Here is a 22,880-nt window from a genome sequence, read left to right on the forward strand (position 1 = left end):
TGCGAACGTTGGCAAACACCGGGTGCCGCGTCCTTTAAATTACGCAAGCGCGATCAGACCTCGAGCCACTCCGCGCGTACATTCGGACTACTATTAAACTCGCTGACGCGGCCGTCGAACACGATGCGGCCGTGTCCCATCACGTTGATGCGGTCGCACAGATCGAGTGCGATGGTCAGCTTCTGTTCTACGAGCAAGACAGCGACGCCACGCCGTGCGATTTCTTTCAATAACTGCGCGACTTGCTCGACCATAGAGAGGCTGAGACCTTCGGTCGGTTCGTCGACCAGCAGAAGACGGGGCTGTGCCATCAGCGCGCGGCAGATCGTCAACATCTGCTGTTCGCCGCCGGACAGTACGCCTCCGGCTACGTTGATCCTGCGCTTGAGATTGGGGAACCGCTCAAGAAACTCCTCTTCGGTCCATGGTGCGTGGCCGCTCGCTACGCGATGGCCGCGACTGCGTTGCGGCAAGCCAACCGAGAGGTTTTCCCGTACCGTGAGATCGGGGAAGATGGCCCGGTTCTCTGGCACGTAGCCAATACCGGCTTGCGACATCTCGTGGGTCTTTGCCGTATCGAGCAGCTTGCCGTCCATTAGCAGCGTGCCTGAGGACGGCAACAACTTCATGATAGCTTTTAACAGTGTCGACCGGCCGACGCCGTTGCGTCCAAGCAGACCGATCGTTTCGCCGGCGTGCACGTGGACGCTCGCGCCGTGCAACACGCGGCTTTGGCCGTATCCCGCGACGATGTCCGTGGCGCTAAATATCGGTGAACGGGCGGTATTGTTACGGGCGCCGCCAGGGAAGATCTGTGTGTTCATGTTTTCAATGTGTCCGTTGTGCGGGAGTGCCGAGATAGGCTTCCTGCACGGCCGGATTGGCACGTACTTGCGCCGGCGCATCACAGGCGATGATTTCTCCATAGACGAGCACGGAGATCCTGTCAGCGAGTTCGAACACCACATCCATGTCGTGTTCAATGATGACCAAGGTGCGCCCGCTGTCGGCTGCGCGCACCCGTTGAAGCAGTTCGATGACCCGACGGGTTTCCTGTTTGTTCATGCCTGCGGTCGGCTCGTCGAAGAGCAGGACCTTCTGACCGCCGGCCAGCGCCAACGCTATCTCGAGAGCCCTCTGATCGGCGTAGGAGAGGAGCGCGGCCGGCTCATTGCGCTTGTCGAGCAGTCCTACTTCATCGAGTACTTCGAGCGCACGAATGTCCGTGGGGCCTCCCCGGGGCAATCCGCGCCAAAAGGACGGACCGTAGCCGAGCGCGCGCAGCGCGCCGATCCGGGTGTTCTCAAACGCGCTCATTCGGCCGAACAAGTTCGTGGTCTGGAAAGTCCTTCCTAACCCCGAGCGGCTGATTCGATTGGCGCCGTATCTGGTTACGTCGATACCGTTCAAATGGATCGTGCCCTCGGTGGCCAGATACCGGCCGCTGATCAGATGAAAGAGTGTGGACTTGCCGGCGCCGTTCGGTCCGATGAGCACATGGCTCTCGCCGCTCGGAATTGACCAGTCGACACCTCTGATGATCTCGGTCGGCCCGAACGCTTTTCTCAGCCCTGCGAGCGCGAGGGCTGCCGGCGGTTCGGTCGATCGTGTGTTCGTCACTGTCATTTTATGATCCTGAATCTTTCGCTAGCTACAGGGTTCGTTGGCCGCGCCAACTCGTTCGGGACAACCGGCGGACTCGGATGCTGGCGGACGCTCTGAATGCTTATCTACCTGATCTTAAACATTACAGCGTCAAGTTTATAGCGATGATAGGAGTCTGGCGATCGGCTGGCAAACAGTTTTCTGTTGGGGATTTCCCTTGGTTAAGCAACGTGTCCACTGCTGCATATTCCCGCGGCGTTACGAATTGGCGCTTCCTGACGGGGATCAGGTTGATCGGCGGAGTAAAATGTCGCCATCGACCCGCAGGAACGAGGCGGGGCATCCGAAAATTTTCAGTGAAAAGATTATGTCCAACCCTGTATCGACCGATATTGAGCCGACCAAGAAGGTTTCTTGGCATCACGGCAACCTGCGCGAAGAAATGCTGCAACGCGGCCTTGCGTTGCTGGAGCTACGCGGCGCGGCCGACCTCTCTTTACGTGAAGTTGCGCGTCTCGCGGGTGTTTCGCAGACTGCGCCGACCCATCACTTTGGCGACAAGGACGGTCTGCTCGCAGCGATTGCAACTGAGGGCTTCCATCAATTGATGGGTGAGCGTCTCGCCGCGCTGAAGGACGGCATGACCAAGGAGCGCCGTCTACGCGTGATCATGCGCGTATACGTCGAATTTGCATTGCAGCACCCGGAGCTGTTTCATTTGATGTTTGGTCCGCGCATCTCGGACAAGCAGAAGCATCGTGAACTGATGGAAGTGAGCGCGAGGTCATTTGAATTTCTCAACAATACGATTGCGGAATTCATGTCCGACCATAGCAAAGACGGACGTCCGCCGCGCTTTTCCGCCATTGCGGTATGGTCCGGCATGCACGGACTGGCTACGCTCTTGTCCGATCGCGATAGCGGCCTTTGCCAGGTGCCTGACACGATGATCGATGACGTATGCACGGGCGTCATCAACCTTCTGCTGGGCGGCCTCAAGTCGTCACACGTTGAAGCAGAAGCACCCGTGCGCCGAGACGGACGCAAGAAGTAACTCGCAGGCAGAACCCGCCTTTCTGGCATCGAGCCATTGACTTTGCGCGCAGTCCAATTTCGCGTTACCCCGTTTGTTGCCGGCTGTACCTATTGCAGGCGGCTGTTTCGTCCTCTCCCATCTTTATTGCGATTGCAGCGTCCAGACACGCGTGTCATGTGTGCCTGTCACGCCGAACGGTTGTGTTGACACTCAAACTTGACGCTGTCACAATCGATTGCATGAATGACCGGCGAACTGGTTTGCTGGTGGTCTATGCAGGCGGCCTGCGCGAAGCGGCTATGTCCGTAGCGCTGTTCGTATAAAAGGCGCTTCAGCAAGCGCAATCAAAAGGAGACGAGATGGTCATGGTGCCCCCATATGTGGTGACAGATGGCGTAGCCGTCATAGTTTTCGACAATCCACCCGTCAACAGCCTGTCCGCTGCGCAACGCAAGAAGCTGCACGATCAGCTCATCGATGCCGCGGCGCACGACGACGTCAGGGCCATTGTCATCACGGGGGGCGCCCAGCCTTTTTGTGGCGGCGCGGAGATACGCGAGTTCGATACACCGGCGCAGAAGTTGTCGCCAACCATGCCGGAACTGATTGAAAGTCTCGACAGACTAGACAGGCCACTGATCGCTGCGATCGGTGGCTTTGCGTTTGGCGCAGGGCTCGAGCTCGCAATGGCGATGCACTACCGGGTCGTCTCTGTGGACGCGCGCCTCGGCCTGCCAGAGGTGAAGTTCGGCTTCCTGCCGGGAGCCGGGGGCACGCAGCGGTTGCCGCGGCTGGTTCCAATGGAGCACGCCGCGCCGATGATGTTAAGCGGCTCGCCGATCAGCGCGTCCGTAGCGTATGAGTACGGACTCGTTGACCGGCTTTCGCTCGACAATCTTCTTGAGGACGCGCTGGACTTTGCACGCGAGCTTATCGCCAGCGGTGCGCCATTGCGCAGGACCCGTGAACGCGCGGCCCGTATGGACTCCGCGCCAGCCGGCCTCTTTGAGGTGTTGCGCGCCGACATCAGGAAACGCTCACCCGGCCACAAAGGCAAGCTGTATATCGTCGATTGTTGTGAGGTCGCGACTGAAGAGAGCTTTGAGGAAGGCATGAAGTTCGAGCGCGAGCGATTTCTGGAGTTGCTGGAGACGCCTGAATCCAAAGCGCTTCGCTATAACTTTTTTGCGGAACGGCAAGCCGCGAAGATCACGGGAGTTGCACCCGGTGTAGAGGCGCGCGCACTCAGACGGGCGGTGGTCGTTGGCGCGGGAACCATGGGCGCAGGTATTGCCGTGTGCTTTGCTAATGCTGGCATTCGGGTAGCGCTCGTGGATGCGACAAGCGAGGGTCTAGAGCGTGGCATGTCGATCATTCGAGGAATCTACGAGACCCATGTTGCAAAGGGCCGCATGGGTGACGACGCGCGCGAGCGCACATTGGAGCTCATCGGACCAACACTGGATCTCGCCGCGGCAGTGAGCGAGGCAGATATCGTGATTGAAGCTGTGTTCGAGCGCCTCGACCTCAAGCAACAGATTTTCCGCGATCTCGACAGGCTGGCACCGCCAAGCGCGATTCTAGCGACCAATACGTCGATGCTCGACGTCGATGAAATTGCCGCCGTCACACGCCGTCCGCAAGACGTGATCGGCATGCACTTCTTTTCACCGGCCCATGTCATGCGCTTGCTCGAAGTCGTGCGGTGCGCACAGACATCCGACGACGTCCTGGTCACGGTGATGCAATTGGCCCGCAAGCTGAACAAGACAGCGGTGCTGTCGCGCGTATGCGATGGCTTCATCGGCAATCGCATGCTGCAGCGCTATCTGCAACAGGCGCTGTTCCTACTCGATGAAGGATGTAGCGTGGAGCAAATCGATTCGGCGATGGAGCAGTTCGGCATGGCAATGGGTCCGCTGGCGGTAGGCGATCTCAGCGGCCTCGACATCGGCTGGTTGATCCGCAAGCGTCGCTATGTCGAGCGGCCCGACATGGTGTATTCGCGTATCGCCGACCGCGTCTGCGAAGCAGGGCGGCTAGGACAGAAGACCGGCAAGGGTTGGTACCGCTATGAAGCGGGGAGTCGGAAACGCCTCGCAGATCCGGAAGTGAATGAGATTCTCGTGGCGCACCGCAAGGAGATCGGCGTGCCGAAGCGCGAGATCGACGCTGCCGAGATTGTTGAGCGCCTGATGCTCGCCCTGATCAACGAGGGCTCGCTGATCCTGGAAGAGGGTGTTGCTCAACGCGCATCCGATATCGACGTCGTTTATGCAACCGGGTACGGGTTTCCCGTGACGCGTGGCGGCCCGATGCATTACGCGAACACGCTGGGCCTTGACTATGTGCTTGATAGGATAAAGCAGTATCAGCGGGGCTACCAAGGCAGCCAGTGGCAGCCGTGCGCGTTGCTGGTGGAGCTTGCACAGCAGGGCGCACGCTTCGAATAGCGGAGTGCCTACGCTGTTCAAAAGCCGCATCTACAGGAAACGACTCAAATGACCCGGCGATATCTGGAAGACCTGAAGATTGGCGAGGCATGGACAAGTGAGAAGGTGCTCATCGAGGTCGAAGAGGTTATCGAGTTCGGCCGCAAGTTCGACCCGCAGCCTTTCCATACCGACGAGGAGGCGGCTAAAGCCAGTCCATTTGGCGGTCTGATCGCAAGCGGCTGGCATCTTGCCGCGTTGGCGATGAGGCTGTGCGTGGGTGCACGCCTCTTCGGCGAAACGCCGATTGTCGGACTGGGCGCGGACGAGTTGCGTTGGCTGCAACCAGTGCGGCCCGGAGACACGGTGTTTGTCGAGCGCGAACTAGTCGGCATAGAGGCTATTCCCGACAAGCCGAAGCGCGGCATAGCGAGAGCGCGTATCGATCTGAAGAATCAGCGTGGCGAACTGGTGATGCGGCTCTATGGGCTAAGCAGTATTCCACGTCGCCCGGCTGGCATCTCCGACAATGCCCACAGCCGGCACTGAACAACGCTTCGAATCAAGTTACAGCTATATGCCAGCGGGTCCGCGCCCGGCTGGCACCAATTCAGGAGAAGAGCATGAACAATATTGTCGTAGCCGGATTTGCGCGCTCGCCATTTCATCTGTCACGCAAGGGTGCGCTTGCCTGCATCCGTCCAGACGACCTCGCGGCACAAGTGGTCGTGGGACTGCTGGAGCGCATGGATATCGACCCGGCGCTCATCGAAGATCTCATCCTCGGCTGTTCGTACCCAGAAGCGGAGCAGGGCTACAACATAGCGCGCATTGTTAGCTTTCGCGCCGGGATCGGTGACCATGTTCCCGGCGCCACAATCAACCGCTTCTGCGGTTCATCCATGTCGGCGATCCACTATGCGGCGGGCCAGATTGCACTCGGCTTCGGCGATGCGTTCATTTGCGGCGGCATTGAGTCCATGACACGGGTGCCCCAGGGTGGCCACAACAAGTCGTTCAATCCGACGCTCGAGCGTGACCAAAAGGAGGTCTACACATCGATGGGAATGACAGCGGAAAACGTCGCAACGCTCTATAAAGTCAGTCGGGAAGCGCAGGAAGCGCTCGCTGTCGTGTCGCACGCAAAGGCGGCCGCGGCGCGCGCGCAGGGCCGGCTCGCGGATGAGATCGTGCCGATCCAGACGCAGGATGGCCTCGTCTCCGAGGACGGCTGCATTCGTCCCGGCACAAATGCCGAGGCGCTCTCCGGGCTCAAGCCGGTGTTCAAGGAAGATGGCAGTGTCACGGCGGGCACTTCTTCTCCGCTGACGGACGGCGCATCCGCCACGTTGATCTGCACGGAGGAGTTCGCGCGCGCCCACGGACTCGTTCCGCTGGCGCGGCTGAAGTCCGCTGCGGTCGCATCGGTCAAGCCGGAGCTGATGGGTATTGGCCCGATTCCGGCTACGCGCAAGGCGCTGGCTCGCGCCGGCATCAAGACGAACGATCTTGACGTTATAGAAATCAACGAGGCGTTCGCCAGCCAGGCAGTGGCGTGCATCCGCGAACTCGATCTGGACGAAGCACGTGTCAATCTGGACGGCGGCGGACTGGCCATCGGGCATCCGCTGGGCGCAACGGGTGCACGGCTCGTCGGCAAGGCGGCGTCGTTGCTCAAGCGCCACGGCAGGCGCTATGCGCTGGCGACGCAATGCATCGGCGGAGGGCAAGGAATTGCCACGGTGCTGGAAGCGCTTTAGGCCGAGCGGTTTCATCAGAGTGGAAAGAGTCGTGGCACGGTTTACGAAAGACGTGCCAACCGCAACATATCAGAGGAACATATGACGTCAACGGTTGTGGACATCATGGATACGCCATTTCGCGAAGTTGGCTTTCGGACACCGTCGGTCGATATCGAGCGGCGGGCGGATGGCACACTCATCTTGAGAGCGGGGCAGCCCTTGCCGCCGATAAAATCGTGCACGACGGACTGGCTCGAACATTGGGCGAATTTACGGCCGACGAGCCCGATGCTGGCTCAACGAAACAAGACAGGCGAGTGGGTCTCGTGGAGCGTGAGCGAAGTATGGGGCGCGGTGCGCTCGATCGCCACGGCATTGCTCTGGAACGGCGCGGGCCCGTTTGCGCCGCTCGTCATCCTGTCGGAAAATTCGGTCGCACAGGCGTTGCTGACCTGGGGTGCACTGTATGCGGGCGTTCCCGTGGCGCCGGTTTCACCGGCCTATTCTTTGCTCGGGGGGACCTACGCGCGATTGAGAAGTGCTGTGTCTATCGTTGCGCCTCATCTGGTTTTTGTTGAGGACGCGCAGCGTTTTGCAGGTGCAATTGCCGCGCTCGACATACCGCCGGAGCGCGTAATCGCAGTCGATAATCTTGCACCCGGCATGCGTCAATTCGATGAACTGGTAAGGATGGCTATCGACCCGGACGTCGAGCTGCACCATCGCGAACTCCACGCGGATCTGCCAGCCAAATACATGTTCACTTCGGGATCGACTGGGTTGCCCAAAGCCGTGGTGCAAAGCCGGAGAAATCTGGCGGCGGCGCAAGAAATGACTGCACGCGTCTTCGAGAAGGACCCCGACGAAGCGCCAGTCTACCTGGAGTGGCTGCCGTGGCACCACGTGATGGGCGGCAACATTGTGCTGAACCGGATTCTGCGGTTCGGCGCGACGCTCTATATCGACGAAGGCCGTCCCTTGCCGGCACGCTTCGACGCGACGCTCAAGAACCTTTGCGAAGTCGCGCCGTCTCTTTACTTCAACGTCCCCGCGGGGCTTTCGATGCTGGTGGATGCGATGGAGCGCGACGAGAAATTCGCCGCGCATTTCTTTTCGCGGCTCGCCTATGTCTATTACGGAGGGGCCGTTCTGTCGCGCGCCATTTACGATCGCTTTCAGTCGATCGCGGTGCGCACTACCGGGCAAAGGATTGTGCTCACATCTGTGTTTGGCGCCACGGAAAGTTCGGGTCCGGCCGTCACGCAATACTGGGCCGTGGACGATGTCGGCTGCATTGGACTTCCGGTGTCGGATGTCGTATTGAAACTGATTGAAGATCCGGCTTTGCCGGGGCGCTACGAGATGCGCATCAAAGGGCCGAACATCATCAGGGAGTATCTGAACGCGCCCGAACAGACCGCCGCGGCCTTCGACGATGAAGGGTTTTACATCCTCGGCGACGCGGTGCGGTTCGTGGATCCGGAACGGCCTGTGGCGGGATTGCGCTTTGCCGGGCGGTTTGCGGAAGACTTCAAACTCTCGAACGGTACGTGGGTGCGAACGGCGGCACTGCGCACGCGGCTGATCGAGGCTTGCCATCCTCTCGTCAAGGAGGTCGTGATAGCACACGACGGCCAGGACACCGTCGGTGCTATGGCCTGGCTTGACGAGGCCGAATGTGCACTTGTATTGCCCGAGCTGAGTGGAGCGGCAGGTGACGATCTGCTCGCGCATCCGGTGCTGCTCGCAGAACTGGAGCGCAATCTCGCCGCGCTCAACGAGGGGCAAAGAGGCGCGTCGATGCGCATCGAGCGTCTCCTCGTGTTGGCGGAGCCGCCGTCCATGCAGCATTACGAGTTGACGGACAAAGGCAGTATCAATCAACGCGCGGTGATCGAGCGGCGCAAGGATGAGATCGACACATTGTTCGGCGTGCCTCGAGCACCGCATGTCGTAGCTTCGTCTTAGATGAGACTACGTCGTGCTGGCGCTAGTGCTAGCGCCAGCACGCATACGAGAACGGCACGACAACTCCTGATGGATCAGCCTTCCATCTCAAGCCTGAAAGTAGCGCTCGTTTTCCGTTGACTGTCTGGCTACGGCGCCGGATTGTAATCCGCTCCCAGTGCATCGAAGCGAGAGGCCCAAAATCCTCTACGTCTGAATAATCAAACCTCTTCAAACCGCCCGGGCAACGCGATCCTTGTCGTCCAACTCACGAACCGAATTACGCGCGTTCGCCCAGTCATCGTCGGCCCAGTCCTTGAAGTGATAGAAGTTACCGCCGGTAGCGAGCGAATTGGCGCCGTCTATTGTCAACGTCTGGCCGGTTAACCACTCGCATCCGTCTGCCATCAGGAAGGTTGCAAGATTCTGCAGTTCCGACATGTAGCCCGCGCGGCCCATTGGGCTGCTGCCATCAGACCGGCCGGCATCGTCGCGTCCCGGATACAAACGCTTGCTCATGCCCTCAGTCGGAAACACGCCTGGTGCAATCGCGTTCAGGCGAATCTGGTGACGTCCCCACTCGACGGCTAGCGACTTCGTCATCACATTCACGCCGGCCTTCGACATCGCGGAGGGCACCACGAACGGGCCACCATTCATCACCCATGTGACGAGGATCGAAAGCACGCTGCCGGGAAGCTCTTCAGCAATCCAGCGCTTGCCGACAGCTTGGGTCACGTAGAACGTGCCATGCAAGACAATGTTGGCGATTGCGTCGAATCCGCGGGATGAGAGATCTTCGGTGCGGCTCACGAAATTGCCCGCAGCGTTGTTCACGAGTCCGGTAAGGGCACCCTCCTTCCAGATTTCGCCGATCATCTGGTCGACGGCGTCGGCGTTGCGAATATCGACCGCGAGTCCCTTGACGGAGCCGCCGAAACGGCTCGTCAGTTCGGCGGCCGTCTCTTGCAGCACGATGTCGCGCCGCCCGCAGATGTACAAGTCTGCGCCCAGTTCCAAGTAACGCGCTGCAATTTCTTTGCCCAGGCCCGAACCACCGCCGGTAATGAGAATACGCTTGCCTTTCAACAGGTCGTTCTTGAACATGTGAGTTCCTTGATGGTCGAGTCGATGTCTGGATGGTGCCGGCTCAGGCCGGCGTGATTGTCGAAACGGTAGCAACTGCCGCGGTGGGTGCGGGCATATCGGGTGCGAAGGTGGCGCCTTCCGTGATGAGTCGTGCGACTTCGTCGCTGGAGTAGCCAATGGCCAGCAGGACCTCCGCGCTGTGCTGTCCGAGTGCCGGTGCCGGTTCGAGCGCTGGCAGCGGCGTGCCGGACCACACGGTGGGGTTGCCAAGTGTGCGCACCCGGCCCTCGGTCGGATGTGTTTCTTCGCCGATAAATCCAGTGGCGGTCAGATGGGGGTCGTTCAACAGATCCTCGATCGAATTGACGACTTGATAGGGAATGTCGGCTTGGTCGAGCAGGGTCTGCCATTGCGCAGTGGTGTGCGTGCGCATGGCCGAACCGACCCATGCGTAGACCTCGCGGATATTGCGCGACCGGTTTCGTTGAGTCGAAAAACGAGGATCCGAATAGAACTGTTCGGGTTTGCCGATCGCCTTGAAGAACTCGCGCCAGTGCTTGTCGTTGTAGATCAGCACACACAAGTAGCCGTCAGCGGTCTGGTAGGGACGGCGATCCGCAGAGAGAAGCCTGTCGTACCCAGCCTCACCCTCGGACGGTTCGAACGTCTTGCCAGCCATATGGTCCGCGAGCACAAAGTGCGCAACGCTCTCGAACATCGACACTTCGATCTCCTGCCCGTGGCCACTGCGTTCGCGGGCGAACAGCGCAGAGCTGACGGCGTAGACAACATGCAGGCCGGTTACACGGTCTGCCAACGAGACGGGCGCATAGACGGGCTCTGCCGTGCCGTACTGCTGCATCAACCATGGAATTCCGGCCGCGCCCTGGATCAGGTCATCGTAGGCGGGGCGGTCGGCATAGGGACCGCGTGTGCTATAGCCACACGCCGTCACATAGATGAGACGTGGGTTGACTGCCGCCATTGCCGCGTAGTCGAGACCTAGCCGCTTCATTGCGGCGGGGCGAACATTAGACAGGAACACGTCGGCATCCTTGACGAGACGCAGCAGCGCGTCGCGTGCCTGCGCTTTCTTGAGATCAAGCACGAGACTTTTCTTGCCGCGATTGTTGTGCATGAACACGTGACCCATCTTGACGTGTTCATTGCCTTGAGCGTCGTGCCGCATGGAGCCGGCTTCACGCACGTTGTCGCCGTCCGGCGCCTCGATCTTGATGACTTCGGCGCCAAGTCCCGCCAGCGTCAGTGTCGCGAGGGGGCCGAGTACGATACTCGTTAGATCGAGAATGCGAACTCCCGAGAGTGGACCACGGGTTGTGCTGTCAGGCATGTTTCAATTCCTTTGAGCTGCAATGAAGGAGGCTTACGGGCGACGTGTCAGAACTCCGCAGGAGCAAGCGTCATCAGCGAACGGGCGCCATGAATCACACCGTCGAAGCGCCATTCGGATTCGGGTAGGAGACGCCGGAAATAGAAGTCCGCCGTACCGATCTTGCCGTTATAGAACGGTGTAAGTTGGGGGTGTGTCTGACGACCCTTGCTGGCAGCTTCCGCCATGCGCAGCCATGCCGCACCGAGGGCGACAAGCCCGAACAGCCGCAGGTAGTCTGTCGCCGCACCGCAGGTATCGAGCTCGTTGCCTGCACCCCATTCACGAAGCGCGGCCGTTGCTTGGCGCAAGTGTCCGGTCGCCCTGCCTTGGGCTACCGCCATATGAGCGAGGTCTGTGGTGCACATTACCCTTTCGACTACTTTATCGATGGACGCAAGCCATGAATCGAGAACACGACCGTTGTCGAGTTCTACCTTTCGCATGACGAGATCCAGCGCCTGGATGCCGTTTGTGCCTTCGTACAACGGCACGACGCGCGCGTCCCTGTAAAGATGTTCCATGCCGTTCGCATGCACATAACCGTGTCCGCCATAAATCTGGATGCCGAGGTCGGTCACCTGTAGCGCGCTCTCGCTGATGAAGCTCTTAAGTACCGGCGTAAGCAGCGCAAGATGGTTCTCCGCGGCCTCACCTTCGGCAGATTGCGGCTGAGCTGCGCGCACATCGAGCAGCAGCGCAGCGTCGATGTAAAGCGCGCGAATGCCTTCGACCAAGGCCTTCATGGTGAGCAGTCCGCGGCGCACGTCCGGATGATCGATGATCGGTACAGGTGCGTCCGATCGTGACTCGGCGGCCTTTAGTGCGTGGCCTTGCAGACGGCCGTGCGCGTAGGCAAGTGCGTTCTGATAGCTGATTTCTGCAACGCCGACGCTTTGCACTGCAACGCCTACACGGGAGGAGTTCATCATCGTGAACATCGCGCGCAAGCCGCAATGCGGCTTGCCGACCAGCCAGCCACGCGCGCCGTCGAAGTTCAGCACCGCAGTTGCAGAAGCCCGAATGCCCATCTTGTGTTCGATGGAGCCGGTCGTGACGAAATTGGGCGACGACAGGGATATTTCGCCTGTCACTGCATCGGGAACGTGCTTCGGCACGACGAACAGGCTGAGTCCACGCGTGCCGGACGACGCGCCGGGCAAGCAGGCGAGCACGAGGTGAACGATATTTTCCGCGAGATCATGGTCGCCGCCGGAGATGAAGATTTTCGTGCCCGTTATGCGATAACTGCCGTCGGGCAGCGCCTCCGCATGTGTGCGCAGGCGCGACAGGTCGGACCCGCTTTCTGGTTCGGTAAGACACATGGTGCCGGTCCAGGATCCGTCGACTAGCCTGGAGAGGTAGGTCTTCCTCAACTCATCGGTGCCGTGGGCCAGAATGGCCCGGTAAGCGCCTTGCGACAGGCCTGAATACATACCGAAGGACATTGATCCGGAGGCGATGAATTCACGGACCATCAGTGCGACGGAGGGCGGCAACCCCTGGCCGCCCCAGGCCGGCGAGGCCGCGAGCGAAGGCCAACCGTTTTTGCAGTACAAGTCGTACGCTGTCTTGTAGCCCTTCGGCGTGCGCACTTTTCCGTCGCTGAAGTGACAGCCCTCTTCGTCGCCGGGAAGGTTGAGGGGAACGAGCACCTCCTGCGCGAAGGAGGCGGCACCGTCGAGCACGGCCATCACGAGATCGAGAGTCGCATCCTCGAATCCGGGCAGTGCGGCCGTTCTTTCCTCATACCCACAGACATCTTCGAGAAGAAAACGGATTTCGCGGATTGGTGCGTCGTAACCTGACATGGTTGACTCGCAAAGGTGGTTTTCACATAACAGCCCATCACCTGACGAGGTAGTCTTCCGGCTGCCGCACTTTTAATCTTGACACTGTTATGTTATCTCCCGATACTTGGCAGTGCAAGAGGAAATGGCACGTATGTTTGGTCGTTGCGTTGCCAATCAGAGGACAGACTCGGCCGAGATCGGTCACTATCCAAGGAGGAGTGTTATGCGTACCAAAGGAACCCATCTGTTCCCAACGATGGAGAGAGTCACGTTTGGTCGGCCGGCGGCAACCATGCTTGCATCCGAAGCCGAACGACTGAACGCGAAGCGGGTATTTTTAATCGTCAGCCGTACGCTGAACACCACGACATCCGAGATCAGCAAAATTGCCGACGCGCTTGGCGAGCGCTACGCCGGCCTGTTTGATGGCGTGGCGCAGCACACAACGCGTCAGGGTGCGATTGAGGCGACGCAAGCAGCGCTCTCCGCAAGCGCAGACTTGATTGTGGCGATCGGAGGGGGCTCCGTCGTCGATATCGCAAAGATTACGACACTGTGCATGGAGCACAACATTACCGATGAAGACGGCCTGGACGGCTTCGAAGTGCGAGTAGGCGAGCAGGGACGTCGTAAAATCCGCGATTTCAATGGCCCCTCTGTGCGCATGATTGCGGTACCGACCAGCCTCTCTGGCGGAGAATATAACGCCGGTTGCCTTGTCACCGACTCGCGCAGAAAACTCAAGCAGACATTTTTTCATCCGAAGCTGATGCCAGTTGCCATCATCCTTGATCCCCACCTATTGCCCTATGCGCCGGAGTCGTTGCTGTTGGGTTCGGGTACACGCGCGATGGACCATGCGATCGAGGCGCTGTGCTCGGCGCAAGGCAATCCGCTTGTCGACGCAACCGTATTGCGCGGCATCGAATTGATGAGCGAGTGGTTGCCACGCGCCCGAAAAGACCGGCACGACCTTGACGCAGCTAATCAGTGTCAAGTCGCGTCGTGGCTGTGTTCTTTCGGCTTGCAGGCACGGGTTCCGATGGGCGCGAGTCATGCCATCGGCCACGTGCTGGGTGGCACGTGCGATGTGCCGCACTTCCTGTGTACACCGGTCATGATGCCGGGAGTTCTGGAGTACAACGAACCGTTCACGGTCGATGCGCAGGTTGCGCTCGCGAAGGCGTTGGGCAAACCCGGGGTGTCGGCGTCCGAGGCATTCAAGACGTTCTGCCAATCGCTCGACTTACCGACCAGTTTGCGCGAAGTGAATGTCGGTCCGGACCAGTTCGAAATTGTTGCGAGGAACACGATGGCGGAGTTCTTTATCTTCAGCAATCCGCGTCCTGTAAGTACGCCGGCGGGCGTACTCGAGATTCTCAAGCTGGCGGCCTAAGAGTGCCGGGCGCGTTGCGGCATCGAGGCACGCAGCCGTCGTTTCTAAAGCTTAAATTTGGAAAAGGGAATTGAAATGTCTGATCAGAAACCCATTCTGGTTACCGGTGCTGCGGGCCGCGTCGGCGCAGTGGGCAGGACCGTCACGGAACTGCTGCGACAACAGGGCAGGGCTGTGCGTGCGATGGTGCGCAAGGAGGATGAACGTTCTGCGGCGCTGCGTGAAATGGGCGCCGAGGTCGTGATCGGTAATCTGCTTGACCTGGACGCGATGCATCTGGCCATCGAAGGCTGCGAGACCATGTATTTCGGCATGTCGGTATCGGATACTTATCTGGCGGCCACCATCAACGCGGCCGCGGTGGCGAAACATCATGGCGTGAAAGCGTTCGTAAATATGTCACAGATGACGCTGTCGCAGATGAGCATCACCGAGACGACTGCGAGCCCACAGCACAAGCTGCACTGGCTGGCGGAGCAAGCGCTGGACTGGTCGGGCCTCGGTGTGGTGCATGTGCGGCCGACCGTCTTTCTCGAGGGGTTCTTTCTTATGTTTTCATCGCAGTCGGTCAGGCAGGACGACCAGATCAGGCTGCCGTTTGGCGAAGGCAAGACATCGCCGGTCGCAGCGGAAGATGTGGCCCGCGTCGTGGCGGCAGTGCTGGGCAATCCCCAACCGCACATCGGGCATACCTACCATCTGACCGGTCCGCATTCGGAGAACATGAAGTTTTACGCACAGGAATACGCGATCGCGTTAGGACGACCGATTACGTACCAGGACGTTCCGATGACAGCCTGGCGGGAAAAACTAGTCGAACGTGGGTTGCCGCCCCATCTGGTCAATCACTTGTCGACGATGGCGGACCTGCATCGCGCGGGACGTTACGACAGAAAGTCCGACGATGTCCTGCAACTGACCGGACAGCCGCCGATCAGCGTCCAGGAATTCGTGAGAAAAAACGCGACTTCATTTGCCGCGTCCGATGTGCAAGGCTAAGTGAGCAATCCGCATTCGTTATCCGCCAGCTCCATTTCGCGCTAATGGCCTTACATCGACTTTAGCGGGCGGATCGCCCGCCCCAACGCAAAGGCGTGTGAAGGGCTAGTTGCCTCAGCAAGAGCGAACGTGCGCAGTTTCAACCGACGCAAGCGCATCTCGATCCTGTTGGGAGAGTTTCCGCATAACGCCTCGCACGATTGAGTCGCTAAATTAACTGTTGGCCGTGACGAAGTCGGAACGAGATAAGCGAATCCCGGATTTGGATTTGACGCCCCAAACGAGCACGCAAGCATGCTTTGCGTGCGCTGGTAACCAGCCGGCGCTACCGTTGCTTTCTATTCCTACGATCCGCAGCACGGGTGGGTGTGTCGGCGTCAGGCGTTGCGGTCTCGTCGAGACCGAGAATTTCCCGGTTTCGGTCAGCGATGACCTTCCGCACGTGACTGCTTGCGCTTGGTCTTGCCTCGAATCGGATGTCCCGGAACCCAAGGAGCGGGCCATTTTCGACTCGCGGTCCCATGACGGATATCTGCTTACCCGTCTTCTGCTCTACCAAGCCGATCGGCCCCCCCGTGCCTTCCCCGGTCCAACGATCGCCCCATTGCATCAGTGCCACCAGCACTGGGTAGAGCGCCTCACCCTTAGGAGTTAGTTGATAGTCGTAAAACCGATCGTTGCCATCTATTGGCACTTTCTTAACGATTTCCTGGGCCATCAACTGATTCAAGCGCGTTGTTAAAACGTTTCGGGCGATACCCAGTCGCTTTTGCAGTTCGTCGAATCGCGTCGTGCCCAGAGTGCACTCGCGAACGATCATCAGACTCCACCATTCACCGACCTCGTCGAGTGCGCGGGCTGTAGAGCAGTCTATGGCAGTAAGGTTTTTTCTATACATGTTCGAAGTTTACCACTCAAAAGTTTTGTCACGCAACTTCGATTGCGGTATAGTTTCGTCACGCAACTTCGATGTGTCACTGACATTGGAAAGATATATCGTTTATTTACCGACCTGAAGACACGGGTCACAGGAGGATGTTGGATGGATCGCCGTCTTTTAGTGCTGGCGCTTGGCATGTTTGCGATTGGCACCGATAGCTTTGTTGTTGCAGGAATATTGCCCATGGTCTCGCGATCGATGCACGTTTCTGTGGCGCTCGTGGGTCAGATGGTGACGCTATACGCCATCTCATACGCTCTTCTTTCGCCAGTAGTCGCAACCGTATTTGCGCACTGGTCGCGCAAGCGTCTGCTGGTAAGTGGTCTCGTGGTGTTCGTCGTGGGTAATGTCCTTACGGCGATCTCCTCTTCGCTGACTTTGATGTTCGCGAGTCGCCTCGTTTCGGGACTCGGCGCCGCAATGTTTAGCCCGACGGCAACGGCTGCTGGCGCGTCGCTGGTTGCGCCGGAGCTACGCGGGCGCGCATTGGCCGTTGTTATTGCAGGTTTAACCACTGCAACTGCCTTGGGTTCGCCAATCGGAACGGTGTTGGGCGGCATTTGGGACTGGCGTACCACAATGTGGTTTGTCGCGGCCCTGGGATTGACGTCCGGGGTCGGAGTCTTGATTCTGCTGCCTGACATGCCTTCGCCCCCGCCCGTCAGACTGAGGCAGCGTCTGGCGCCTCTGGCCGATCGTCGGGTGGCACTGACTTTATTGACAACGCTATTCACCTATTGCGGCGCATTTATTTCGTACACCTATATTGGCGTCATGTTGGACCGCGTAACGCATGGAGACGGTAGCACCCTCGCCGGATTGCTGGTTATATGGGGCGTCTCCGCGACGGTGGGGAACATTGTTTCCGGCAAATTGACCGATAGGGTTGGTAGCACTCGAATCATCAATACCTTTCTTATACTCGGATCGATCAATTTCGCGCTCATGCCGATCACCAGCGCGTTTCTGAGTACAACTGTCGTTGCGCTGGTTATATGGGGCATTTGCGGATGGGGGTTGCTGGTGCCTCAACAACATCGCTTGCTGGAGATTTTCCCGCAAACGGGGGCGTTGTTGATGAGCCTGAATTCGGGGGCGGTATATCTGGGAGTCTCCGCGTCCGGGGTGCTGGGGGCCTTCGGAATAACGTTTGCGGGCAAATACGACCTTGGCTGGATGAGCGCTTCTTTCCTTGTTGCTGCATTTGTCCTAGCGCAACTGGCGCATCGGCTGATTTTGCGAGGGGGAGTCAGCGCAGCAGGTGTGGTGCTAACTCCCGGGCCGGGACATTCGTGATCGAAATCAACAGCGAAATTTCAAGGCAGTTTCCAGGTGCATCGGCGGTACAAAAAAAAGTTTCTTGTACCTTCAATACATTTTGTTTTACTAAATTTACTACGCTCAACAGGACGTGTCATGACTATCGTTAAAGCTGCTGCAGTACAAATTAGTCCAGTTCTCTACAGTCGGGAAGGTACGGTCGACAAGGTAGTCAAAAAGATTCTCGAACTGGGTCGCCAGGGTGTGAAGTTCGCCACCTTCCCGGAAACCGTGGTGCCGTATTATCCGTACTTCTCGTTCGTCCAGTCGCCTTACGCGATGGGTGCTGAACAGATTCGTTTGCTTGAGCAGTCGGTAACGGTACCGTCGGCCACCACGTTGGACATTGGTAACGCGGCAAAAGAGGCCGGCATGGTTGTGTCTATCGGCGTGAACGAGCGCGACGGCGGTACGCTCTATAACACCCAGTTGTTGTTCGACGCCGACGGCACCTTGATTCAGCGTCGCCGAAAAATATCCCCGACTTACCATGAACAGATGGTCTGGGGCCAAGGCGACGGGTCGAGTCTAAGGGCGGTTGATAGCGCAGTCGGACGAATCGGTCAACTGGCTTGCTGGGAACACTACAATCCGCTCGCGCGTTACGCCCTGATGGCCGACGGAGAGCAAATTCACTCGGCAATGTACCCCGGCTCGTTTGCAGGCGACGCCTTCTCCGAGCAAATCCAGGTCAACATCCGCCAGCACGCACTGGAGTCCGGTGCGTTCGTGGTCAATGCCACCTCATGGCTTGACGCGGAACAGCAAGCCAGGATCATGGAAGATACGGGATGCCCGATCGGCCCGATCTCGAGTGGCTGCTTTACCGCGATTGTCTCGCCCGAAGGTGAATTGCTTGGCGAGCCGCTGCGTTCCGGCGAGGGCGAGGTGATTGCCGACCTCGACTTCCGCTTGATCGACAAGCGCAAACGCATGATGGATTCGCGTGGGCACTACAGCCGGCCGGGAATTCTGAGTCTGCTGATTGATCGCACCGAGACTTCACATGTGCATGAACGCACTGGCCCTTCGAAGACGGTTGTCGAAGAATCCATCGCCGTGCTCAAGTGAAAGTTTGATAAAACGATAACCGCCTTATGCCCGCGCATTAGAGACTCGCTGAACTTAAGCATCTAATGCGCTCCCGCATGATGTCAGGCCATGGTTGCGCAATGCGCGACAAAGCCGGATTCCGCTTCGTCGCCAGCACCCTGCGTACGCACGGGGTGCTGGGCACACACCAGATCGCGCTTGACACGCGCTACAGCACGGCGTCGGCAACGAGTTGCAGCGCCGGCGCCAGCTTCATATAAAGCTCTGGCCGCTCGAGTGCATAAGTCAGATTCCGTTGCGCGATCTGCACGTGTTCAGTCGCAAGCGCTTGAGCTCTTGCTCCTTCACCATGCTCCATCGCGTGTACGAGGCTATGGTGCTGCTGATGCGCCATGAAGAGCCATTGACGTCCTTCTTCGATGGCGGACTGCATGGGCAACATCGCGCTCGCCGCCGCGAACGGCAGGCGATTGTTCATTTCAATGGCGCGCATTAACGCGGCATTGCCAGAGCCGTCCACGATCAGCTTGTGGAGCCGGTTGTTCATGTCCGTATAGGCGGCGTAGTCATCGAGGTCCAGTTCGTGTTCGGCAAGTAGCCGGTCGCCGGTGCGAAGGCATTCGCCGAACGCATTGGACAATTGACGCGGGACGCCGTGCTCGGCGACGAGGCGCGCAGCCATTCCTTCCAGGTGTCCGCGGACCGCGATGGCGTCCGCAATTTCCGTTGCGGTAATGCGCCGCATCACGTAACCGCCACCCGGCGACGGTTCGACAAGTCCCTCCTGCTCAAGCGTGCTGAGTGCAAGCCGGACAGGCGTGCGCGATGCCTGCAGACGTTCCGCGAGCGCTACCTCGCCGAGGCGGGCACCCGGTGCAAATTCGCCCTTAAGTATCAGGTCGCGCAAGTAGACCAACACGCGCTCTTGCTGGGACTCCATTCCTTTCTCCGATAGTCGTGCCGGTTTTGGCTCGTTCGTATGCCTGTCCTGATTGTAGGCCATGCAAGGGGTCGGTGCATTCAGGAAAGACTCAGGACACGACAGAGTGTTCTTGAATGTATGCACTGAGAACGAAATAGCGTCGGCGTGGCTTTGTTGTTACGCATCGGTATGAACTATGATTCCTATAATTATCGTTATAAAACATATATATAAGTAAATAAATTGATTAGTAAGGCCTTATTGACCGCATCGCGTCGCAGTGAATATGCATGCAGCTACTGTACATTTGAATGCGTTGGTGTATTCTTCGTTTTCAGAAGAAGCATTTTGCGTGTATCTTTAGATCGTTGCATTCAGTCAACAGGAGACGAACAATGTTGAGTTCCCAGCAAAACGACACCATTACCCGCGTAGGCAAGGGCACGCCGGCGGGCCAGCTTTTACGTAATTACTGGCAGCCGGTGTCGCTGGTCGAAGAGCTGCCCGCTGAGCGCCCGGTCAGGGCAGTGCGGCTGATGGGGCAGGACTTCGTGGTATTCAAGGATGAGCAGGGCCGTTATGGCATGCTGGATCGGGACTGCCCGCATCGCGGCGCCGATCTCGCCGCTGGTCGTCTTGAAGGCGGTGGTTTGCGTTGTGCATTTCACGGCTGGCTTTTCGATGCCGAAGGCCGCTGTCTCTCGACACCGGGCGAACCTGTCGGCAGTACGCTTTGCAACAAGGTTCGTCAAAGTGCTTATCCAATCGTCGAGCGCAGCGGGATTCTGTTCGCCTATATCGGCAAGGGCGAACCGCCGGCGTTCCCGAACTTCGACTGCTTCGTCGCCCCCGGCGAGTACACGTTTGCCTTCAAGGGGTTGTTCGAATGCAACTGGCTGCAGGCGCTCGAAGTGGGCATTGATCCGGCTCACGCTTCGTTCCTGCATCGCTTCTTCGAAGACGAAGACGTAAGCGAGAGCTACGGCAAACAGTTTCGTGGTGCATCGGCGGATTCGGATATGCCGATCACGAAGGTGCTGCGCGATTACGAATCCCCCGAAATCCTTGTTAGCCCCGCCGACTACGGTCTCTGTCTGATCGCGAAACGCCCGCTCAATGAAACCCAGACGCACGTGCGTGTGACCAACCTCGTGTTTCCCCAGGCGTTCGTGATTCCGATGAGCGCGGAGATGACCATCACGCAGTGGCACGTTCCCGTGGACGATGAAAACTGCTACTGGTATGCGATTTTCACGAGCTTTGGCGAGCCCACCAACAAAGAACAGATGCGTGCGCAACGCCTCGAGCTTTACGAGTTGCCCAACTACACGTCACGCAAGAACAAGAGCAACAACTACGGCTTCGACTTGCAGGAGCAACTGAGCGAGACGTACACCGGCATGGGTTTCGATATCAACGTTCACGACCAGTGGGCGGTCGAATCGCTGGGTGCGATCCAGGATCGCACGCGCGAACACCTGGGCACGACCGACAAGGGAATCATCGCGTACCGGCGGCTGCTGGTCGACGCGATCGAGAAAGCACAGGCAGGGGAGAAGACGCTGATGGTGCTCGACGAACAGGAGGCGGCTCGTCTTACGGGGCCGGCGTCAATTGATGGTATTGGGCCGGCGGACCGCTGGGACGAGTACTGGAAGGAGTCGGACGTCAAGCGACGCACCGCCGCTCCGTGGCCGGCCCCCACGGCTTGAAGCACTCATCCAGCAACCCGAATGGAGCGTGCGGCCGTTAATTCGCCGCGCGAATCGAACATGTCTTTCGTTGAAACCCATGGTCTGTGGAGCGACGCGCAACAAGGCGCGTGTTCAGACCTGATCGAGCGTCTGAAGAAGAGCGATGTCAAAGTCGTCCGCTTTTCATTTCCCGACCAGCATGGATTGTTACGCGGCAAGACGCTCGTCGTCGATGAAGCCATCAAGGCGCTCAAGAGCGGCGTGACGCTCACGACCACGCTGTTTGCCAAGGACACATCGCACCGCACGGTTTTCCCCGTGTTCACCGCGGGCGGCGGTTTCGACATGCCCGAGATGCAGGGCGCATGCGACACCTTGATGGTCGCCGATCCCGAAACCTTCCGCATCCTGCCCTGGGCGCCGCATACAGGCTGGGTGCTGTGCGACGTTTATTTCACCAACGGCAAGCCGGTGCCGTTCGCCACCCGCCATCTCTACCGTCGCGCGCTGGACCAGTTGAGCGACCACGGTTTTGATTTCGTATCCGGCCTTGAAGTCGAGTTTCATGTCTTCAAGGTAACCAATCAGAACATGCAACTAGAGCATTCCGGCCAACCGGGTTTGCCGCCCGAAGTCGAATTGCTCTCGCATGGTTATCAGTACCTGACGGAGGTACGCTACGACGCGGTCGACGAAGTGATGGAACTGCTTCGCCGCAATATCGACGCGCTTGATTTGCCCATACGCTCGCTCGAGGTCGAGTATGGCCCGAGCCAGTTCGAATTCACCTTCGCGCCAACGAAGGGCATGCGCAGCGCCGACAACATGATTCTGTTGCGCAGCGCGGTCAAGCAGATATGCCATCGCAATGGTTATCACGCGACCTTTATGTGTCGTCCCCGTATACCGAATGTGGTATCGAGCGGATGGCATCTGCATCAGTCGCTTGTGCATGTTGCCGACGGAACGAACGCGTTCATGCCGGTGGATCCGTCGGCAGCGATGTCCGCGACTGGAGAAAAATATCTCGCCGGCTTGCTTGCACACGCGCAAGGCGCCGCGGCATTTTCGACGCCGACGATCAATGGTTATCGGCGCTATCGGCCGTACGCGAATGCGCCGGACCGTGCGAACTGGGGACGCGATAACCGCGGCGTGATGTTGCGCGTGCTGGGTGGCGCGGGTGACGCTGCGACTCGTATCGAGAACCGGGTGGGCGAACCGGCGGCCAATCCGTACCTGTACTTCGGTTCGCAGGTGCTCTCTGGGCTGGACGGTTTGAGGCGAGGCCTCGCGCTGCCGGCGTCAGCGGATACGCCCTACGAGACACACGCGCCAGCGCTGCCTCGCACACTGAACGATGCAATCGACGCGCTGCGCGCCGACGAATGTCTGCGCGAAGGCTTCGGCAGTGCTTTCGTCGATTACTTCTGCAAGCTCAAGCAGGCCGAGATCGATCGCTTCAACCTGGAAGTCACCGAGTGGGAACACCGGGAGTATTTCGAATCGTTTTGATGGTGCT

The 22,880-nt window shown here is 58.9% G+C and carries 18 protein-coding genes; 11 read left to right on the forward strand and 7 right to left on the reverse strand.

Translation table 11 applies throughout. The features are described from left to right. Window positions 1-53: 53 nt before the first annotated feature. Complete coding sequence (locus ACMX25_RS30620) at window positions 54-824, reverse strand: ABC transporter ATP-binding protein (protein ID WP_414953660.1); 771 nt, start codon at window positions 822-824, stop codon at window positions 54-56. Between the two features lie 4 nt (window positions 825-828). Continuing rightward, entirely contained in the window at window positions 829-1,626 is a 798-nt protein-coding gene (locus tag ACMX25_RS30625) for an ABC transporter ATP-binding protein (protein ID WP_414953661.1), read from the reverse strand. A 286-nt stretch (window positions 1,627-1,912) separates the two neighbouring features. On the opposite strand from ACMX25_RS30625, the gene ACMX25_RS30630 reads away from it, so the two are divergent. The 5 genes from ACMX25_RS30630 (at window position 1,913) to ACMX25_RS30650 (ending at window position 8,783) form a co-directional block, all read left to right on the forward strand. Further along, a complete protein-coding gene (locus tag ACMX25_RS30630) occupies window positions 1,913-2,659 on the forward strand; it encodes a TetR/AcrR family transcriptional regulator (protein WP_414953662.1) in 747 nt (248 codons plus the stop codon). Window positions 2,660-3,006: 347 nt separating this feature from the next. Continuing rightward, window positions 3,007-5,094: a 3-hydroxyacyl-CoA dehydrogenase NAD-binding domain-containing protein gene (locus tag ACMX25_RS30635; RefSeq protein WP_414953663.1), complete on the forward strand. Its 2,088-nt coding sequence runs from the start codon at window positions 3,007-3,009 to the stop codon at window positions 5,092-5,094. A 48-nt stretch (window positions 5,095-5,142) separates the two neighbouring features. Then, window positions 5,143-5,622 (forward strand): MaoC family dehydratase, encoded by a 480-nt coding sequence (locus ACMX25_RS30640; protein ID WP_414953664.1) that lies wholly within the window; start codon window positions 5,143-5,145, stop codon window positions 5,620-5,622. 74 nt (window positions 5,623-5,696) lie between these two features. Beyond that, window positions 5,697-6,833 carry a thiolase family protein gene (locus ACMX25_RS30645; RefSeq protein WP_414953665.1) on the forward strand — a complete coding sequence of 379 codons (1,137 nt, stop codon included), beginning with the start codon at window positions 5,697-5,699 and terminating at the stop codon, window positions 6,831-6,833. 81 nt (window positions 6,834-6,914) lie between these two features. Then, entirely contained in the window at window positions 6,915-8,783 is a 1,869-nt protein-coding gene (locus tag ACMX25_RS30650; RefSeq protein WP_414953666.1) for an AMP-binding protein, read from the forward strand. Window positions 8,784-8,993: 210 nt separating this feature from the next. Here the strand turns inward: ACMX25_RS30650 and ACMX25_RS30655 are convergent, their stop codons facing one another. From ACMX25_RS30655 to ACMX25_RS30665, 3 genes are read right to left on the reverse strand one after another with little or no spacing between them, the layout of a single operon-like run. Beyond that, a complete protein-coding gene (locus tag ACMX25_RS30655; protein ID WP_414953667.1) occupies window positions 8,994-9,869 on the reverse strand; it encodes an SDR family oxidoreductase in 876 nt (291 codons plus the stop codon). A 43-nt stretch (window positions 9,870-9,912) separates the two neighbouring features. Continuing rightward, on the reverse strand, window positions 9,913-11,202 hold the full coding sequence (locus ACMX25_RS30660; RefSeq protein ID WP_414953668.1) for a CaiB/BaiF CoA transferase family protein: 1,290 nt from the start codon (window positions 11,200-11,202) through the stop codon (window positions 9,913-9,915). A 47-nt stretch (window positions 11,203-11,249) separates the two neighbouring features. After that, the gene (locus ACMX25_RS30665; RefSeq protein ID WP_414953669.1) at window positions 11,250-13,052 is read right to left on the reverse strand and encodes an acyl-CoA dehydrogenase C-terminal domain-containing protein; all 1,803 of its coding nucleotides are present in this window, start codon (window positions 13,050-13,052) and stop codon (window positions 11,250-11,252) included. A gap of 205 nt (window positions 13,053-13,257) precedes the next feature. Here ACMX25_RS30665 and ACMX25_RS30670 point away from each other — a divergent pair, with 205 nt between their 5' ends. Next, window positions 13,258-14,430, forward strand: coding sequence for an iron-containing alcohol dehydrogenase (locus tag ACMX25_RS30670; RefSeq protein ID WP_414953670.1), 1,173 nt, complete (start codon window positions 13,258-13,260; stop codon window positions 14,428-14,430). 75 nt (window positions 14,431-14,505) lie between these two features. Continuing rightward, on the forward strand, window positions 14,506-15,429 hold the full coding sequence (locus ACMX25_RS30675) for an NmrA family NAD(P)-binding protein (protein WP_414953671.1): 924 nt from the start codon (window positions 14,506-14,508) through the stop codon (window positions 15,427-15,429). A gap of 325 nt (window positions 15,430-15,754) precedes the next feature. On the opposite strand, the gene ACMX25_RS30680 is transcribed toward ACMX25_RS30675, so the two are convergent. Beyond that, window positions 15,755-16,327 carry a winged helix-turn-helix transcriptional regulator gene (locus ACMX25_RS30680; RefSeq protein WP_414953672.1) on the reverse strand — a complete coding sequence of 191 codons (573 nt, stop codon included), beginning with the start codon at window positions 16,325-16,327 and terminating at the stop codon, window positions 15,755-15,757. A gap of 144 nt (window positions 16,328-16,471) precedes the next feature. Here ACMX25_RS30680 and ACMX25_RS30685 point away from each other — a divergent pair, with 144 nt between their 5' ends. After that, on the forward strand, window positions 16,472-17,665 hold the full coding sequence (locus tag ACMX25_RS30685; protein ID WP_414953673.1) for an MFS transporter: 1,194 nt from the start codon (window positions 16,472-16,474) through the stop codon (window positions 17,663-17,665). 120 nt (window positions 17,666-17,785) lie between these two features. Beyond that, window positions 17,786-18,760 (forward strand): nitrilase-related carbon-nitrogen hydrolase, encoded by a 975-nt coding sequence (locus ACMX25_RS30690; protein WP_414953674.1) that lies wholly within the window; start codon window positions 17,786-17,788, stop codon window positions 18,758-18,760. 190 nt (window positions 18,761-18,950) lie between these two features. On the opposite strand, the gene ACMX25_RS30695 is transcribed toward ACMX25_RS30690, so the two are convergent. Next, window positions 18,951-19,682 (reverse strand): GntR family transcriptional regulator, encoded by a 732-nt coding sequence (locus ACMX25_RS30695; RefSeq protein ID WP_414953675.1) that lies wholly within the window; start codon window positions 19,680-19,682, stop codon window positions 18,951-18,953. A gap of 377 nt (window positions 19,683-20,059) precedes the next feature. Between ACMX25_RS30695 and ACMX25_RS30700 the strand changes: the two genes are divergently transcribed. Next, window positions 20,060-21,376, forward strand: a complete 1,317-nt coding sequence (locus ACMX25_RS30700; protein WP_414953676.1) for a Rieske 2Fe-2S domain-containing protein — start codon at window positions 20,060-20,062, stop codon at window positions 21,374-21,376. Between the two features lie 60 nt (window positions 21,377-21,436). Then, window positions 21,437-22,873 (forward strand): glutamine synthetase family protein, encoded by a 1,437-nt coding sequence (locus ACMX25_RS30705; protein ID WP_414953677.1) that lies wholly within the window; start codon window positions 21,437-21,439, stop codon window positions 22,871-22,873. Window positions 22,874-22,880 lie beyond the last annotated feature (7 nt).

It is taken from the genome of Caballeronia eucalypticola, assembly GCF_047608185.1.
GTDB lineage: Bacteria > Pseudomonadota > Gammaproteobacteria > Burkholderiales > Burkholderiaceae > Caballeronia.

Coding starts and splice junctions, on each gene's coding strand:
- ACMX25_RS30705 (WP_414953677.1), top strand. CDS start 21,437: ATGTCTTTCGTTGAAACCCATGGTCTGTGGAGCGACGCGCAACAAGGC.
- ACMX25_RS30690 (WP_414953674.1), top strand. CDS start 17,786: ATGACTATCGTTAAAGCTGCTGCAGTACAAATTAGTCCAGTTCTCTAC.
- ACMX25_RS30660 (WP_414953668.1), bottom strand. CDS start 11,202: ATGCCTGACAGCACAACCCGTGGTCCACTCTCGGGAGTTCGCATTCTC.
- ACMX25_RS30680 (WP_414953672.1), bottom strand. CDS start 16,327: ATGTATAGAAAAAACCTTACTGCCATAGACTGCTCTACAGCCCGCGCA.
- ACMX25_RS30695 (WP_414953675.1), bottom strand. CDS start 19,682: ATGGAGTCCCAGCAAGAGCGCGTGTTGGTCTACTTGCGCGACCTGATA.
- ACMX25_RS30665 (WP_414953669.1), bottom strand. CDS start 13,052: ATGTCAGGTTACGACGCACCAATCCGCGAAATCCGTTTTCTTCTCGAA.
- ACMX25_RS30675 (WP_414953671.1), top strand. CDS start 14,506: ATGTCTGATCAGAAACCCATTCTGGTTACCGGTGCTGCGGGCCGCGTC.
- ACMX25_RS30625 (WP_414953661.1), bottom strand. CDS start 1,626: ATGACAGTGACGAACACACGATCGACCGAACCGCCGGCAGCCCTCGCG.
- ACMX25_RS30685 (WP_414953673.1), top strand. CDS start 16,472: ATGGATCGCCGTCTTTTAGTGCTGGCGCTTGGCATGTTTGCGATTGGC.
- ACMX25_RS30700 (WP_414953676.1), top strand. CDS start 20,060: ATGTTGAGTTCCCAGCAAAACGACACCATTACCCGCGTAGGCAAGGGC.
- ACMX25_RS30655 (WP_414953667.1), bottom strand. CDS start 9,869: ATGTTCAAGAACGACCTGTTGAAAGGCAAGCGTATTCTCATTACCGGC.
- ACMX25_RS30635 (WP_414953663.1), top strand. CDS start 3,007: ATGGTGCCCCCATATGTGGTGACAGATGGCGTAGCCGTCATAGTTTTC.
- ACMX25_RS30670 (WP_414953670.1), top strand. CDS start 13,258: ATGCGTACCAAAGGAACCCATCTGTTCCCAACGATGGAGAGAGTCACG.
- ACMX25_RS30650 (WP_414953666.1), top strand. CDS start 6,915: ATGACGTCAACGGTTGTGGACATCATGGATACGCCATTTCGCGAAGTT.
- ACMX25_RS30630 (WP_414953662.1), top strand. CDS start 1,913: ATGTCGCCATCGACCCGCAGGAACGAGGCGGGGCATCCGAAAATTTTC.
- ACMX25_RS30620 (WP_414953660.1), bottom strand. CDS start 824: ATGAACACACAGATCTTCCCTGGCGGCGCCCGTAACAATACCGCCCGT.
- ACMX25_RS30645 (WP_414953665.1), top strand. CDS start 5,697: ATGAACAATATTGTCGTAGCCGGATTTGCGCGCTCGCCATTTCATCTG.
- ACMX25_RS30640 (WP_414953664.1), top strand. CDS start 5,143: ATGACCCGGCGATATCTGGAAGACCTGAAGATTGGCGAGGCATGGACA.